The sequence below is a fragment of the Cupriavidus sp. FW216-B1 genome (genome assembly GCF_058789195.1).
Map to the genome: position 1 here is coordinate 71,759 of NZ_JBYTEL010000004.1, position 15,903 is coordinate 87,661.

A 15,903-nucleotide genomic window follows, 5' to 3' on the forward strand; every position below is an offset into this window, starting at 1 on the left:
TCGGCCCACGCGCCGGGATGGCACGGAACTTGTTCATATGCCGTCATGAACGATCCCGATCAAAACCTGTTACGTCACCTGTGCTGGATCCTGGCGATCAAGATGCTGCTGCTGGCGAGCCTCTGGCTGGCCTTCGTCGCCGGGCAGCGCGTGCCGGTCGACGCCGCCGCCGCTTCCGCGCACCTGCGCTCCGCGCCCATCGTGTCCAGCCACACACGCCTGCAAGGAGCCCGTCCGTGATTTCGGAACAACTGGTGGACCTTTCCCGGCTGCAGTTCGCCGCCACCGCTCTCTATCATTTTCTGTTCGTCCCGCTCACGCTGGGCATGGTATGGCTCCTCGTCATCATGGAGACCGTCTATGTCATGACCGGCAAGGTGGTCTGGAAGGACATGACCCGCTTCTGGGGCAAGCTGTTCGGCATCAACTTCGCGCTGGGCGTGACCACGGGCATCACGCTCGAATTCCAGTTCGGCACGAACTGGGCCTACTACTCGCACTACGTAGGCGACATCTTCGGCGCGCCGCTGGCGATCGAGGGGCTGATGGCGTTCTTCCTCGAATCCACGTTCATCGGCCTGTTCTTCTTCGGCTGGGACCGCCTCTCGCGCGTCGAGCACCTCGTCGTGACCAGCCTGATGGCGCTCGGCACCAACCTGTCGGCGTTGTGGATCCTGATCGCCAACGGGTGGATGCAGAACCCCGTCGGCGCCGAATTCAACTGGCAGACGATGCGCATGGAGATGACCGACTTCTGGGCCATCGTCTTCAATCCCGACGCGCAGGCCAAGTTCGTGCACACGGTGTCGGCCGGCTATGTGACCGGGGCGATGTTCGTGCTGTCGGTGTCGGCCTGGTACCTTCTGCGCGGGCGCGACGTGGAGTTCGCCAAGCGCAGCTTCCGCGTGGCGGCGGCGTTCGGGCTGGCCAGCGTCTGCTCGGTCATCGTGCTGGGCGATGAAAGCGGCTACACGGTCGGCGAGGCGCAGCAGACCAAGATGGCCGCGATCGAGGCCATGTGGGAGACGGAGCCCGCGCCCGCGTCGTTCAACGTGGTGGCCGGCATCAACGAGGCCGCGCAGCGCAATGACTGGGCGGTGCGGATTCCCTGGGTCATGGGCCTGATCGGCACCCGGTCGGCCACCAGGGAGATCCCGGGCATTCACGAGATCCAGGCGCGCAACCGCGAGCGGATCCGCAACGGCATCGAAGCGGTGAGCGCGCTGGAGACGCTGCGCAGCCATCGCGACGATGCGCGTGCGCTGGCGACCTTGAAGCGGCATCAGGCCGACCTTGGCTTCGGCCTGCTGCTCAAGCGCTATGCGACGGACGTGCGCCAGGCCACGCCGGCCATGATCGAGCGCGCCGTGCGCGACACCATTCCCCGCGTCACGCCGATGTTCTGGGCGTTCCGCGTCATGGTGGGCCTGGGCTTTGCCATGCTGGCGCTGTTCGCCCTGTCGTTCTGGACGACCCTGAAGGGCCGGTTCCGCTCGCGCCCGTGGCTGCTGCGCTGGGCGATCTGGATGCTGCCGGCGCCGTGGCTGGCTTGCGAGCTGGGCTGGTTCGTCGCCGAGTACGGCCGCCAGCCGTGGACCATCTATGGCGTGCTGCCCACGCACCTGAGCGTCTCCACCCTGAGCGCGGCCAGCCTGTATGGCTCGCTGGCGGGCTTCGTCGGCTTCTACACCGTGCTGCTGGTCGTCGAGGTCTATCTGATGGTCAAGTTTGCGCGGCAGGGGCCGGGCAGTCTCGGCACCGGGCGCTACGAGCGCGAGCCCGTCCACGTCCACGCGCACGCATAAGGAGAACCGGATGTTCGACTACACCACCCTGAAGCTGGTCTGGTGGCTGCTCGTCGGCGTGCTGCTCGTCGGCTTCGCCATCATGGACGGGCACGACATGGGCGTCGGCACGCTGCTGCCCTTCGTCGGCCACGGCGACGAAGAACGGCGCGTCGTCATCAACACGGTCGGCCCGCACTGGGACGGCAACCAGGTCTGGTTCATCACCGGGGGCGGCGCCATCTTCGCGGCCTGGCCGCTGGTCTATGCCACGGCGTTCAGCGGTTTCTACTGGGCCATGCTTGCCGTGCTGTGGGCATTGTTCTTCCGCCCGGTCGGCTTCGACTATCGCAGCAAGATCCATGATCCGCGCTGGCGCCGCACATGGGACTGGGGCCTGTTCATCGGCGGCGCCGTGCCACCGCTGATCTTCGGCGTGGCGTTCGGCAACCTGCTGCTGGGCGTGCCGTTCCATTTCGACGCGTACATGGTCTCCACCTACACCGGCAGCTTCTGGGGCCTGCTCAACCCCTTCGCCCTGCTCGCCGGCGTGGTCAGCAGCGCCATGATCACCATGCACGGCGCCGCGTACCTTGCCCACCGCACGCAGGGACGGCTGCAGGCGCGCGCGGTGCGCGCCAACGGCTGGGCGGCCCTGGTCATGTGCGTGGCCTTTGTCGCCGCGGGGCTGTGGGTCGGCAAGCTCGACGGATACCGGATCGTCTCGGCGCTCGATACGGCCGCCGTCGCGGATCCGACCGCCAAGGCCGTCGTGCGCGAGGCCGGCGGCTGGCTGGCCAACTATGCGCGCGTGCCCGCGCTGTGGCTGCTGCCCGTGCTGGGCGTGGCGGGCGCGCTGGCCGGCGCCTGGCTCCAGCGCGCGCGGCGCACGCTGGCCGCGTTCGTGGCCACCGGCCTGAGCATGACCGGCGTGATCGGCACGGCGGGGGCGAGCATGTTCCCGTTCGTCATGCCATCCAGCAGCGTGCCGGCCCACAGCCTGACGGTCTGGGACAGCGTGTCCAGCCAGCTGACGCTGACGATCATGCTGGGCGCGACCGTCCTGTTCATGCCGCTGGTGATCGGATACACGTCCTGGGCTTATCGCGTCATGCGCGGCAAGGTGACCGTGGAATACGTCAAAGCCAACGAGCATAGCGCCTACTGACATCAACGGAGTTTGCGAATGTGGTACTTCAGCTGGGTTCTCGGCGTGGGCTTTGCTGTCCTGCTCGCCATCATGAACGCCATGTGGGGCGAGAACGAGGAGGCGCGCCGCGCCAGCCGGGAAGAGGACGTATGAGCCCGCGGGCGAAAGCGCAGCGGCCCGGCATGCACTGGCCGGCATTGCTGGCGGGCGTCGCCGTCATGCTGGTCGTCAGCGTCGATCCCCGCGCGCTGATTTCGGCGAGTCCCGGCCGCACGCATCTTGCCGCGGCCCTGCTGTGCTGGGCCATGAGCGCGGCACTGGTGCGCGGTGTCGGCTTTGTCCCGGCGCACCCGGCGGGACGCTGGCTGCTCTCCGCCTGGGCGAGCGCGGCGGCGCTGGCCGGCTGCCTTGCCGCGCGCTTCGTGTAGTCTCCCGGCCCCGATCGTGTCCCCGATCCCGTCCCCCTCGATCCCGACCTTGAACAGATGGAAAACGTCGTTGCCAACAGTGCGGCACTAGGTGCCGTCGTCGGCCTCATCCTGGCGCTTACCGGCGCGGGCGGCGCCATTCTCGCCGTCCCTCTGCTGCTTTTCGTCCTGCATCTGAGCGTGGCCCAGGCCGCGCCGGTTGCCTTGCTCGCGGTGGGCCTGTCCGCAGCCGTCGGGGCCTTGCTCGGACTGCGCGCCGGCATTGTGCGCTACCGCGCCGCCTTGCTGATGGCCGTGTCCGGCACGCTGTTCTCGCCCATCGGCCTATGGTTCGCGCATCGCCTGCCGAACGGACCGTTGACGCTGCTCTTCGCCGCGGTGCTGGCGTTCGTGGCATTGCGCATGTTCAGGCAGGCCGCCGGCAGCGGGACGGCGCGCGTGGCGGACGCAGGCCAGTCCGTCCAGCCCTGCCAACTGGACAACCGCTCGGGGCGCTTTGTCTGGACCGCCTCGTGCAGCCGCGCGCTGGCGCTCTCGGGGGTGAGCGCGGGGTTTCTCTCCGGCTTGCTGGGCGTGGGCGGCGGATTTGTCATCGTTCCCGCGTTGAAGAAGGCCACCAACGCGCCGCTGCACACCATCATGGCGACATCGCTCGCAGTCATCACCTTGGTATCCGCATCAGGCGTGGTTTCGACCGCCATTGCCGGGCACATGAACTGGCAGGTGGGCATGCCGTTCGCCGCGGGCGCCGTGCTGGCCATGCTGGGCGGCCGGCTGGTCGCGAGCCGGCTGAGCGGCGCCAGGCTTCAGCAAGGCTTTGCCGTGGTGGCAGGGCTGATTGCCATCGGCATGGTGGCGAAGGTGGTCATGTCAGCCTGAGACAGGCAAACAGGCGCCCGTGGGAAAATCCGCGCGGATGCGCGGCGGTGTCTTACGGCTGGGATGTGGAAAGCAGAACACCGAGCGCGGCGAGCGTAGAGCATTCAGGCCGGTTTCGCGCTGTCGCCAGCTTCTCCCTGCACGTAGCGGTTGGCCCGCCAGGCATCCGGCGCGGCGGGATCCGGCCCCGCCGGGATGCAGGAACGCTCCGCCTCCATATGCATCCGGTGGCTATCGAACGACGAAATGAGTCTTGGACGCCGAAGTGTTAAGTGTTAACACTCTAGGAAAACGACGCTTTCGCTTGTCCGATGCCTTCCGATTCCACTCTCCTCGTACCGCCCTTGCCCGGCCGCGTCTCTCTCGACGTCCAGGGCGCCACCGCCATCCGGCAAGCCATCATCGACGGCGCGCTGCATCCCGGCCGGGCGGTCAATGAGACGGCGCTCGGCACCATGCTGGGCATCTCGCGGAGCACGGCGCGCACCGCGCTGAGGCTGCTCGAACTGGAGGGGCTGGTGGTCCAGCAGCAGTACAAAGGCTGGCGGATCTTTACGCCTACCGCGCAGGATGCGCTCGACCTCTACATGCTGCGCGGCGCGCTGGAGGGGGTCGCGGCCGCCACGGTGGCGCAGCGCGCGGATCCGGCCAGCCTGGCGCGCATCGCCATGCAATACGAGGCGATGCAGGCCGCCGCGACCGAAGGCGTCATGCAGCGGATGAGTGCGTCCGACCACGCCTTTCATACGCAGATCGTGCTGGAGTCGGGCAATCCCAGGCTGGTCGACCAGTATCAGCTCGTGCAGCAGCACATCAAGATCTACGTGGCCACCGCCAACCGCATCCGGGGGCGCTTCCGCGACATCGTGCATGACCACGACGCGATGAAGGACGCGCTCCTGGCCGGCCACGCCGCCGACGCGGAAGGCGCCGCACGCGACCATAGCCGCGTCGCCGGCGCGATGATCGCCGACATGCTGGCCAGCGCGCCCGCGTCCACCCTGTAACCGCATCCCTTGCCTTCCCCCTCACCCTCTTCATCATGAAAATCGTCAACGCCGACGCCATCCTCGTTTCGATCCCGTTCCAGCCCATCGGCATTCCCCCGTGGAGCTGGGGAGACAAGGCGGAAAACTGCTTCGACACGCTGCTGGTCCGCATCGAGACGGACACCGGCATCGTCGGCTGGGGCGAGGCGTTCTCGCGCAACAAGGACCGGGCGCTGGCCGAGACCATCCGCACGAAGATCCTGCCGCTCGTCATCGGCAAGGAGGCGTCGGCCATCGGCCGGATCAAGCACGATCTCGAATTCAACCTGCACAACTTCGGGCGGGTGAGCGGCGTCATGAACGGCATCTCGGCCGTGGATATCGCGCTGTGGGACATCCTGGGAAAGTCCGTGAACCGCCCGCTGGTGGACCTGATCGGTGGCGCGTTCGCCGACACCTTGCCGGCATATGCGAGCCTGCTGCGCTACGCCGACGAAACGCATCTCGGCGATGCCATCGAGCAGGCGATCGGGCGCGGCTACCGGTATATCAAGCTGCACGAGATCGATCCTGGCCTGATCCGCTTTGCCGTGAACCTGGGCGCGGGACGTGCGCGCTTCATGCTCGACACCAATTGCCCGTGGCCGGTCTCCGAAGCCATCCGCCAGGCGAAGTCGCTGTCGGATGTCGACCTGATCTGGTTCGAGGAGCCGGTGTGGCCGCCGGAGAACTACAGCGGCCTGGCGCAGGTGCGGGCCGCGGGGCCGTTTCCGATCGCCGCCGGCGAGAATCAGGGCAGCCTGTTCGATATTGCCGCGATGATTGCCGCCGGCGCCATCGACATCGCGCAGCCCGACGTGGCCAAGACGGGCGGCGTGACGGAGCTGCTGAGAATCCGCGCGCTGTGCGAAGCCACCGGTGTCGATTTCGTGCCGCACTGCGCGTTGTTCGGGCCGGGGCAGGTGGCGACGTTCCACATCAATGCGGCAACCCGGTCCATGCCGGTCGTGGAGCGGCTGTACTGCGACTTCGACGAAGACCTCTACGGCGGCCGCGCCAATCCGGTGGCCGGCAATATCCGGGTGCCGACAGGCCCGGGCCTTGGCCTCGATCCGGATCCGGCCATCGTCGAAAAATACCGCGTGCGCTGACGCATCGGCGTCGCGCGACGCATCACCGATCGGACCTCAATGGTGGGACAACCAGTGAGGGAGCGGCCAGCCGCGCATTTTTTATCGAATCCCCCGTCTCTCAACCATTCCAAAGAGGTAAGTCATGAGTCGTCACGTTTCGCTGTCCCGCCGCAAATTCCTCATCGCCACGCCGGCGCTTGCCACGGCCGCCGCGGCGGGCCTGGGCGTCAGCCTGCCTTCGCGCGCCGCCAGCGCCGACACTACGCTTGTGCTCGGCGATCAGGCCGGGTTGCTGCGTGGCCTGGTGGAGGCGTCCGGCGTACTCAAGGACGCGGGCTTCAAGTATCGCTGGGCCAGCTTCCAGGGCGCGGCGCCGTTGTTCGAGGCGCAGCGCGCGAGCGCGGTGGACGTTGCCTGGGGCGGCGACCTGCCGATCCTCGCCGCATCGGTCGGCGACCCCACCTTCAAGATCGTGACGACGCTGGGCGGGCAGGCATCGTCGCTGGGCCTGCTGGTGCAGGACGACTCCAAAATCCGGTCGGTTGCCGACCTGAAGGGCAAGACCGTGGTGATTTCGTCCGCGCGTGGCAGCGTGGCGCAATACCAGTTGTATGGCGCGCTGGCGGAGGCCGGCCTGAAACCCGACGACGTCCAGGTCCGCTTTGTGCTGCCGACCGATGCGGCGGCCGCGTTCGCGTCGCGGCAGATCGAAGTGTGGGGCACCTTCGACCCGTATTTCGGCGTGGCGCAGCAGCGCGGCGGCCGCATCCTGCGCGACGGCAGCCGGATCAACAGCGGGCTGTTCTTCGTCACCGCGCCGCAGACGTCGCTGGCCGACCCGGCCAAGCGCGCCGCGCTGGCTGAGTACCTTCGCCGCCTGCAGCAAGCCGGCGCCTGGGCGAAGAACAACGCGGAAGCCTACACACGCATCTACGGCGAGCTGACGCGCGTGCCGCCGGAAGCGGCCAAGCTCATCACGAACCGGTCGTTCATCAACATCCGCCGCTTTACCGACGATGACGTGGCCACGCTGCAGAAGGTGTCCGACGCGGCGTCCGCCTGGAACATCATTCCGAAGCGCATCGATGTCAGGTCGATCGCGGAACAATCGCTGGCGACGTGACAGGCATCGGCCGGGCATAGTCTGGCGGGCGGCGCGCGATCTCCCCGGGCTCGCCACGGGCTGCCGCGCCTTCGGTAGCGGAAAGCACTCAACGAAGCGAGTACGCGAATTCGTCGAGCTGCGTGATGGCGCTGTTCCAGCCGTCGAAGAAGCCATACTGTTCGTGCGTGGCGCGGCCCTCTTCGTCCTGGTGCATTACGCGGGCGGTATAGCGGCTTCCCTCGCCTTCGTCTTCCATCGTGATCACCGCCGTGAAGCCCAGCATGGGCCTGGTCGGACGCCAGCCCGCGGTAAGCAGCGAGGTGAAGACCAGGCGCGATTGCGGAACAACTTCGAGAAAGCTGCCCGGGTTGTCGCTGCTACCCCCGTCCGGACCCTTCATGAAGGTATGAAAGGCACCGCCCGGCCGCAGGTCGAAGGCGACAACCTCAGTCTGCCAAGGTCTCGGACACCACCATTCTTTCAACAACTCGGGCTCCGACCAGGCGCGCCACAACGCGGCGCGCGGGGCGCGCAGGACGCGGGTGATGACGAGATCACGGGAATCAGCGCTATCGGCTACGTTCTGGGTCATTTCTTTTGCTCCGCTTGATGAAGTCGTTCAACGAACCGGACCATGCGATCCGATCTGGCTTCCCACATGGCCCTTTGTTCCGCTATCCACTTTTCGGCCATCGAAAGTGTCTCCGGCCTCAGCTCGCAGGTGCGCGTGCGGCCGGCCTTCTGCGTATGGATAAGGCCGCTGCGTTCAAGCACTGTCAGGTGCTTCATGAAGGACGGCAGCGCCATGTCGAAAGGCGCTGCCAATGCGGAAACGGTTTGCGCACCGCCGACCAGCGCGCAAACGATGGCGATACGTGTCGGATCCGACAGTGCCTGGAAGACCTCGCTGATCGGCGGTAAATACTTATCCATAAAGCTAAGTATAGGGTCGCTCAGAAGAATGCGCAATACCAGAATCCGGGAACACGAAGAACGCCGCCCGTCGCCGCCAACCCCGACAAAAAAGGCAGGCCGAAGCCTGCCTCAACGGTGCAAGGTGGAGAGGCCTTATTCAGCCACGACATTCGCCGACCTGGCGACGGCGCCCCACTTGTCCGTTTCGCTCCTGATGTAGCCGGCAAACTCTTCCGGCCTGGTCGCCACCACTTCCGCGCCGAGTGTCGCCAGCTTGCCCTTCACCTCCGGCATGGCGAGCACCTTGGTCAGGGCCGCGTTCAACTGCCTGACGATCTCCGGCGAGGTGCCGGCGGGCGCGACGAGACCGCCCCACGAGGATGCGTCGAAGCCCTTCAGCACCGATTCGTCGATGGTTGGCGCATTCGGGAACGCCGGCACGCGCTTCTTGCTTGCCACCGCGATCAGCTTGAGCTTGCCGCCCGTCACGAACGGGCGCGCGGCGACGGCGGTGGTGAACATCATGGACACCTGCCCGGCCATGACATCCGTCATCGCCGGACCATCGCCCTTGTAGGGCACGTGCATCATGTCCAGCTTCAGCCCGGACTTGAACATCTCGCCGACGAGGTGGTTGGAGGAGCCGTTGCCGGCGGAAGCGAACGTGTATTTGCCCGGATTCGCCCTGACCTCCGCCACCAGCCCGCTGATGTCCGCGGCCTGAACCTTGGGTCCGGCCACCAGCACGATGGGCACGGTGGTGGTCTGGCCGATGGGCGCGAAGCTCTTGTTGACGTCGTAGTTGAGGCGCGGATAGATCGTCTGGCTGATGGCGTTGGGGCCGACGTTCGCCATCAGGAGCGTGTAGCCGTCGGCGGGCGACTTGGCGACGAACTCCGCCGCGATGTTGCCGTTGGCGCCAGGCCGGTTTTCCACGACGAATGTGCCGCCCGTGACATCCTTCAGCTTTTCGCTCAGGACACGCGCGGTGGTATCGGATGCACCGCCCGGGGGGTATGGCACGACAATGCGCACGGGCTTGTCCGGATAGGCCGCCGCCGCCGCCGCGCCCGAGACCAGAACTGCCGCGCCGATCGCCAGGCGCCAGGAAATGTGGATTCGTGTTTTCATGGGTGTCTCCTCCAGGTTTTGATTATCGAGGTTGGATGGGTATCAGTACTGCGCCTCTTGCGAGCGGCTTGACCGTCTTGCTGTAGATGTTCAGCCAGCCCTGCTCGGCGGCGCCCAGAATCGGCGTCGCCACGGCGCGGCGCGCGGCCATCTCGCTCTCGTCGACCAGCAGGTTGATCTGCCGGCCGGGAATGTCGATCTCGATGTCGTCGCCGTCCTTGACCAGCGCCAGCGGACCGCCCGCGGCGGCCTCGGGGCAGACCTGTCCCACGGCGACGCCCCGGTTCAGGCCCGACAACTGCCCATCGGTCACCACCGCGACCTTGCCGTTGAAGCCGGCGCCTTCGACAGCGGCGACGAACGACGAGGCCAGGGCGACGCCCGGGCCGCCGATGGGCCCCATGCCGCGCAGGCACGCCACGGTTCCGGCCGTGATCCGGCCATCGGCCAGCGCAGCAAGCGCTTCTTCCTGCGAGTGGAAGACCACGGCCTTGCCGCGGAAGCTCTCCGCCTTCTCGCCGGCATTGCCAAGTTTGAGAATGCTGCCCTCCGGCGCCAGCGAGCCCTTGAGGATGACCAGCGACGGCTTGGTCGAGACCGGATCGTCCAGCGTCCGGAGAATGGACGGCGACGGCGCCTCGTACGCATCGAGAATCGCTTGCCACGTCTTGCCCGAGACCGTCAGGCAGGTCTGCTCGATCATCGGCGCCAGCCGCTTGATCGTCGCCAGCGTGCCGCCCGCCGCTTCGAGCGCCTCGGTGCGGTGCGGGCCATTGGGCTTGACCGTTGCCAGCAGCGGGACTTCGCGCCCGAGGCGATCGAACAGCTCGTAGAGATCGACCTCCGTTCCGGCCTCTTCCGCGACGCCCTGCAGGTGGCGCAGCACATTGATCGACGTCGACAGCGCCAGCGCGACCCGCACGGCGTTGCGGAACGCCGCCGGAGTCAGGATGCTGCGCGGGGTCAGCCCCTCATTGACCATCTCGACGATGCGCGCGCCGGCTGCCCGGGCCTGGTCGACCATCGCGGGCGAGTTCGCCAGCACCGGGCTGGCACCCGGCAGCGTCAGACCCAGGGCCTCGCAGACGATGTGCATCGAATTCGCCGTGCCGAGACCGGCGCACACCCCAGGGCTGCGCACGGCGCGCTTGCACATCCCGTCCAGGTCCTCGAAGGAAAGCTGGCCCGTCACGTGCATGCCCACCTTCTCGAAGACGTCTTCGATGTCGACATGCTCGCCCTTGTACTGGCCGCTGGCCTGGTAGCCGCAGATCACCATGAGCGTCGGTATGTCGAGCCGCGCCGCCGCCATCATCTGCCCCGGCGTGGTTTTGTCGCAGGACGCCAGGCAGACCATGCCGTCGAGTTGCGCGCCCTCGACCTGCACTTCGATGTCGTTGACGATCAGGTCGCGCGACGGCAGGATGTAGCGCCCCTGCTTGCCCGCGCTGGTGATGAAGTCGCTGGGCGCGGCCGTGCGGATCTCGAAGGGCACGCCCCCCGCCGCGCGGATTGCCGCCTTGACCTGCGCGGACACGCCGTCGAGATGGCTGAAGCAGCTCGAGAGCTCCGAGGACGTGTTGACTACCGCGATCTTCGGCTTGTCCAGGTCCGCGTCGCTCAGGCCCAGCGCCTGCCACTGGGCCTTGCGCAGCGCCCATCGGGTGGTGCCCGGGTCGAAATTGCTACGGTATTTCGGGGAAGTCATTGCGGGGCTCCAAGGAAGGCACCATTGTTTTCCAGCACCTGCTGGATATCGGATACCGGCACGCGATGGAAGCTGGTGCCGCGCGCCGCGGCAGCCGCGGCGGTGTGGCCGGCCGCCTCGCCCATCGCGAAGCATTGCGCGGTCACGCGGATCGAGGCCTGCGCGCCGTGGGTGGCCGACGCGCACCGGCCCGCCACCATCAGGTTGTCGAAGCCTTCCAGCAGCAGCGAGCGCAAGGGAATCTGGAAATACGTGCCGGGCGGCAGCCAGATCCACTTGGTGGCCCTGCCGGCGGCGTGATCCTCCATCGGCCACGCGCAGCAGGCGATGGCGTCGTCAAAGCGCGCGCCCTCCAGCACGTCCCGGTCGGTGAGGACATAGCTGCCGATGGTGCGCCGGCTTTCCCGGATGCCAATGACCGCGCCCGTATCCATGACAAAGGCGGACTCGAATCCGGGCACGTACTTGCGGAATGCCTTCAGGTAGGTGCAGACCTGTTCCCGCCCGGCGATTTCCGCGCGCGACATGACGCTCAGGTCGAACGGATCGGGCGACTTGCCGTCCACCGCCACTTTCGTGATGTTCAGGTGCGCGAGCCCGGGACGCTCCGCGAACACCCCGCCGGCGGTGCGGGGCAGGTCATAGCCGTCGGCGACGGCCTGTTCCAGCCGCTCGCGCAGCGCGGGGCGGCTCAAGCCGGCCAGCGCGTCGGTGTCCACCCCGCCGAACCGCATCATGGTGGTCGGAAACTGGAGATCGCCCGCCGATACCTCGCACGGCGCGCCCGCGAAGTTCACCAGGTCGGCGTCTCCCGAGCAGTCGACGAACGCCTTTGCGCGGATGGCCAGGCGCCCTTCCTTGGTCTCGATCAGCACGGCATCGACCTCGCGGCCGTTCATCGCCACGCCGGCCACCATCGCGTGAAACAGCACCTCGACCTTTGCCTCCTGGACAAGCTGGTCGAGGGCGATCTTCATGGCGAACAGGTCGTAGGGCAGCGATGCCGTCTCCAGCCACCGGGTCGGCGCCCCGAGGCCGTCGAGCCCCCGCAGCCGCTCGATGACTTCGTTGCAGAAGCCGCCCACGATCTGCCGGACCTGCGTTTCGGTGACGGCGTACAGGCCGCAGATGCTGCCCAGGCTGACCGATGTCAGCGTGCCGCCCAGGAAACCCTCGCGCTCGAGCAGCAGCACCCTGGCGCCCGCGCGTGCCGCCGAGACGGCGGCCGCCACGCCGGCGGCACCGCCGCCCACCACGCAGACGTCGGCGGTGCGGAACACTGGCGTGGACCGGGCTGGCTCGGATACCACGCCAAATGAATACGTAGTCATTTTATCTCCAAAGAAATGCGCGATCCCAGATGATGCTGGTTCGATCGCGCCCTGAACCCATATGGTTACGTAGTCATTTTATAGAAAAAAAAACGGTTGCCAACCTCAAGATGTTGTGCGGCGCAGCACAAGGTCGTTCGGCAGCACAAACGTGTGCGGCGGAAGGTCCGGTGCCGCCATGCGCTGCTCCAGCCGCTCCACCACCTGCTCGACCATCGCGGGCAGCGGCTGCTGCACGGTGCTCAGGCTGATGCAATCCCATCGCGCCATCGGGATGTCGTCATATCCGACGATCCAGAGATCGTCGGGGACCTGCTTCCCGGTTCGCCTGGCAGCATCGAGGACGCCGATCGCCACGATGTCGTTGGTGCAGAACACGGCATCAAGCTCGGGGCGCTCGGCGAGCAATGTCTGCATCGCCCGCAATCCATACTCGTAGCCGAAGTCGGTGGCATCGGCACGCACGAAAGCGCGGCTGTTGAACTGGCCGCCCAGCCCCTCGATGAACCCCCTCTCCCGCTCGCGAATCGTGCTCGCCTTGGAGCCCCGGCCCGAATCGGCGGAAATCAGCCCGATGCACCTCCGGCCCGCCGACAGGAAGTACTCGGCGACCCGCCGGCCGCCGGCATGGTTGTCGCTGACGATGGTGTCGAAGAGGTCCGTCCCCACCGAGCGGTTGATCAGGATGATCGGCTTCTCGGCGGCGACGCGGCTCAGCATCTCCCGGGATTCGTCCAGCGCGGCGGCGAAGATCACGCCGTCCGTCGCGCTTTCCGCAAGCGCGCGCACGGTCGCATCGTCCATCTTTCCGTCAACCTCCCAGACGGTGGTGCGAAAATCCCGGCTGGCGAGCCGCTCGACCAGGAGCTGCAGGAGCAGCGGGTACAGCGGATTCGACAGGCTGGCGACCACCACCGCGACGGTGCCGCTGCGGCGCGTCTTCATCTGCCGCGCGGCCGCGCTCGGCGAATATTCGTGGTCCTGGATCACCTTCAGGACGCGCGCCTTCGTCGCGGGCTTTACCGACGGCAGATCCTGCAGCACGCGGGACACGGTGGTCTGGGACACACCGGCCAGGCGAGCGATATCGATACTGGTAAGCCTCTTGTTCATGTTGCGTGATTCGCGTCGCGATGTAGTCGGCGCCTGTGATTCTAATGGAACGCCGCGGGAACCAGTCCAAATGCGAAACTGGCGGCGCCGCGGCAACCGACTGGAGGAATTCCGACGGGCCCGAGGCGAGCGGATGCGGGTAACATTGGGCCACGTGATGCGCCCGATACAAGCCCCCGACACCGGCGCCCGATACCACCGCCCCCGACTCATGGATTACTTCTCGGCCGTCCGCGCCTTTCTCCTCGCCGGCGATCTCCAGAGCTTCAGCAAGACCGCGCAGCAGATGTCGCTGAAGACATCGACCGTCTCCCGGTACGTGTCCGAGCTCGAGGCGGATCTCGGCATTGCCCTGTTCAATCGCTCCACGCGCGGCCTGGTGCTGACCGAGGGCGGGCGCGTGTTCCGCGAGCGCGCGATGGTGGCGATGGAAGCGATGGAGGAAGCCCGCAGCATGGCGTCGTCCCTGAACGCCTCGCCGCAAGGCACGCTGCGCGTCACCGTGCCCACGTCGTTCGGCCGCAAGCACGTGGTCAGACATCTGCCCGCCTTCATCGGGCAGTACCCCCGCATCAGCGTCGATCTCGTCTTCACGGATGACGTCATCAATCTTATCGACGAAGAGATCGATCTCGCATTGAGAATCGGCGTGCTGCCCGATTCCCGGCTGGTCGCGCGGCGGCTCGCTTCGCACCGGCGCATCGTCTGCGCGAGCCCGGCATACATCGCCGCGCATGGCGAGCCTTCGGAACCCGGCGACCTGACCCGGCACACGGCGCTGCGCTTTTCCCGCGCCCACGACGACAAGTGGACTCTCGCCCGTGCCGATGGCAAGACACCCAGGGAATGCGCGGTTCCGGTCGTCGGCCAGGTCAGGGCCGACGACACCGACGCCCTGATTGCCCTGGCGGTAGCCGGGTGCGGCGTCGCGCTCCTGCCCGCATGGAGTATCGGCACGGAGCTCGCCCGCGGCGAGCTCGTTCACCTGCTCCCCGGCTGGCAGGCCGGAGCAGGCCAGCCCGCGCCGGCGATCTGGGCGGTCTATCCGCCCAAGAAGGTGGTTTCCTCCAAGGTGCGCGCTTTCGTGGACTTCTTCGCCGAGCGCTTGAAGGATGAAGACGAAGACGCCCCGCCGAACGGCCGGGGCGGCAGCTAGCCAGCCCGCTCCCGCGGGACCGATGCACGATGCGGGCTTGCCGCGCGGCAGGCCCGCGCCTGTCGCTGGTGGCGCGTCGCTGCGCGCCGGGCCGCGCGCCCGGCCCGGCGGCGCTGGCCCGGCGGCGCATCAATGCGCGAATCGAATATCGAGCGCGCGCAGGTACGTCTGCAGCCCGGCATCCTGGATGGGGATCACGTAGCCGTTCTCGGACGACTCGTTGAAGTGCGCATGCCAGTATCCCGGCGGCGTGACGAACACCATGCCGGGCTCCCAGTCCACCCGCTGCGGGTTGCGGATATTACCGTGGTCGTCCAGTTCCGTGCCCACCAGCGTATAGCAGCCCGGCTGGCATTCCGAGATGAAGTCCAGCGCGATCGACTGGTGGCGGTGCGGCTTCTGCATCGTCTTCGGCGCGACCACGCCGAACATCGCCCACATCGTATGGGTCACGGTGCGCGTCTGCGGGAAGTTGGCGTTGCCGAGCAGGATGCTCACGCGGTTGCGCTGGCCGGCGCCCGGCGCCTTCAACACCTTGCGCAGCTCTTCCTCGGCACGGGTGGCCGGATAGAGGGTCGGGACGAAGCGCCGCGCGGTCGCGCTCGCGCCAAGATAGGCGAGCAGCGGCGCGTCGTTGACGTAGTAAAGACGCGCCGTCGAATCGGCGGCCAGTTCCACGCGTTGTCCGCCCGGAAAGGTAAAGAAGTCGCCTTTGGAAAAGCGCAGGCCCGTGCTGTCTTGCGACGCGATGCCGGAACCGTCGACGACATAGAAGACGAGCGACGTTGCGTTCGGCTCAAGCGAAACCTTCTCGCCCGCCAGCACCCGCACGAAGTTCGCGCAGAGGCCGGGGCCCGTCGCCGGGCCCTCGCAGCCGAGCTCGGCCGCGAGGTCGAGCGGCACGACGCGGGTCGGCCCGCCGTCATACAGCGACGCCGGGAACGAGCGGTAGGGCACGCGCGAAATGAGCTTCGCGCCGATCGGGTTGGCCGAGGACGTGTATTCGAAATACCGGGCGTCTTCGGTAGTCGCCGGCGCGTCGAGGTTCAAGGTAGAAATTGCGGTACGGTCCAACATGAGT

At 67.1% G+C, this 15,903-nt stretch carries 17 protein-coding genes; 10 read left to right on the forward strand and 7 right to left on the reverse strand.

The window, feature by feature from the left end:
* Nucleotides 1–45: 45 nt before the first annotated feature.
* From cydP to AC3WXD_RS12680, 9 genes are all read left to right on the forward strand, one after another.
* On the forward strand, nt 46–240 hold the full coding sequence (cydP, locus tag AC3WXD_RS12640) for a cytochrome oxidase putative small subunit CydP (protein ID WP_020200644.1): 195 nt from the start codon (nt 46–48) through the stop codon (nt 238–240).
* Complete coding sequence (locus AC3WXD_RS12645) at nt 237–1,805, forward strand: cytochrome ubiquinol oxidase subunit I (RefSeq protein ID WP_492323837.1); 1,569 nt, start codon at nt 237–239, stop codon at nt 1,803–1,805. Before cydP ends, AC3WXD_RS12645 begins: the two co-directional genes overlap by 4 nt.
* 10 nt (nt 1,806–1,815) lie before the next feature.
* Nucleotides 1,816–2,952 (forward strand): cytochrome d ubiquinol oxidase subunit II, encoded by a 1,137-nt coding sequence (gene cydB / locus AC3WXD_RS12650; RefSeq protein ID WP_492323838.1) that lies wholly within the window; start codon nt 1,816–1,818, stop codon nt 2,950–2,952.
* Nucleotides 2,953–2,970: 18 nt separating this feature from the next.
* A complete protein-coding gene (gene cydX / locus AC3WXD_RS12655) occupies nt 2,971–3,087 on the forward strand; it encodes a cytochrome bd-I oxidase subunit CydX (RefSeq protein WP_020200647.1) in 117 nt (38 codons plus the stop codon).
* A 29-nt stretch (nt 3,088–3,116) separates the two neighbouring features.
* Entirely contained in the window at nt 3,117–3,362 is a 246-nt protein-coding gene (locus AC3WXD_RS12660) for a cyd operon YbgE family protein (protein WP_020423624.1), read from the forward strand.
* A 57-nt stretch (nt 3,363–3,419) separates the two neighbouring features.
* Complete coding sequence (locus AC3WXD_RS12665) at nt 3,420–4,241, forward strand: sulfite exporter TauE/SafE family protein (RefSeq protein WP_059413646.1); 822 nt, start codon at nt 3,420–3,422, stop codon at nt 4,239–4,241.
* A 311-nt stretch (nt 4,242–4,552) separates the two neighbouring features.
* Entirely contained in the window at nt 4,553–5,248 is a 696-nt protein-coding gene (locus tag AC3WXD_RS12670; RefSeq protein WP_492323839.1) for a GntR family transcriptional regulator, read from the forward strand.
* A 35-nt stretch (nt 5,249–5,283) separates the two neighbouring features.
* Entirely contained in the window at nt 5,284–6,381 is a 1,098-nt protein-coding gene (locus tag AC3WXD_RS12675; protein WP_492323840.1) for a mandelate racemase/muconate lactonizing enzyme family protein, read from the forward strand.
* Nucleotides 6,382–6,505: 124 nt separating this feature from the next.
* The gene (locus AC3WXD_RS12680) at nt 6,506–7,486 is read left to right on the forward strand and encodes an ABC transporter substrate-binding protein (RefSeq protein WP_059413648.1); all 981 of its coding nucleotides are present in this window, start codon (nt 6,506–6,508) and stop codon (nt 7,484–7,486) included.
* 88 nt (nt 7,487–7,574) lie between these two features.
* Here AC3WXD_RS12680 and AC3WXD_RS12685 read toward each other — a convergent pair whose 3' ends face one another.
* The 6 genes from AC3WXD_RS12685 to AC3WXD_RS12710 form a co-directional block, all read right to left on the reverse strand.
* Complete coding sequence (locus AC3WXD_RS12685) at nt 7,575–8,060, reverse strand: SRPBCC family protein (RefSeq protein WP_059413649.1); 486 nt, start codon at nt 8,058–8,060, stop codon at nt 7,575–7,577.
* The gene (locus AC3WXD_RS12690) at nt 8,057–8,401 is read right to left on the reverse strand and encodes an ArsR/SmtB family transcription factor (RefSeq protein ID WP_020200654.1); all 345 of its coding nucleotides are present in this window, start codon (nt 8,399–8,401) and stop codon (nt 8,057–8,059) included. Before AC3WXD_RS12690 ends, AC3WXD_RS12685 begins: the two co-directional genes overlap by 4 nt.
* 135 nt (nt 8,402–8,536) lie before the next feature.
* Nucleotides 8,537–9,514: a Bug family tripartite tricarboxylate transporter substrate binding protein gene (locus tag AC3WXD_RS12695; RefSeq protein WP_492323841.1), complete on the reverse strand. Its 978-nt coding sequence runs from the start codon at nt 9,512–9,514 to the stop codon at nt 8,537–8,539.
* A gap of 22 nt (nt 9,515–9,536) precedes the next feature.
* Nucleotides 9,537–11,222 carry a dihydroxy-acid dehydratase gene (ilvD, locus tag AC3WXD_RS12700; RefSeq protein WP_454732874.1) on the reverse strand — a complete coding sequence of 562 codons (1,686 nt, stop codon included), beginning with the start codon at nt 11,220–11,222 and terminating at the stop codon, nt 9,537–9,539.
* A complete protein-coding gene (locus AC3WXD_RS12705; protein ID WP_492323842.1) occupies nt 11,219–12,553 on the reverse strand; it encodes an FAD-dependent oxidoreductase in 1,335 nt (444 codons plus the stop codon). The genes ilvD and AC3WXD_RS12705 overlap by 4 nt, the downstream gene beginning before the upstream one ends.
* Nucleotides 12,554–12,658: 105 nt before the next feature.
* Entirely contained in the window at nt 12,659–13,666 is a 1,008-nt protein-coding gene (locus AC3WXD_RS12710) for a LacI family DNA-binding transcriptional regulator (RefSeq protein WP_059413653.1), read from the reverse strand.
* 211 nt (nt 13,667–13,877) lie between these two features.
* Between AC3WXD_RS12710 and AC3WXD_RS12715 the strand changes: the two genes are divergently transcribed.
* Entirely contained in the window at nt 13,878–14,822 is a 945-nt protein-coding gene (locus AC3WXD_RS12715) for a LysR family transcriptional regulator (protein ID WP_492323843.1), read from the forward strand.
* 129 nt (nt 14,823–14,951) lie between these two features.
* Here AC3WXD_RS12715 and AC3WXD_RS12720 read toward each other — a convergent pair whose 3' ends face one another.
* A complete protein-coding gene (locus AC3WXD_RS12720; protein ID WP_492323844.1) occupies nt 14,952–15,899 on the reverse strand; it encodes a cupin in 948 nt (315 codons plus the stop codon).
* Between the last annotated feature and the right edge of the window lie 4 nt (nt 15,900–15,903).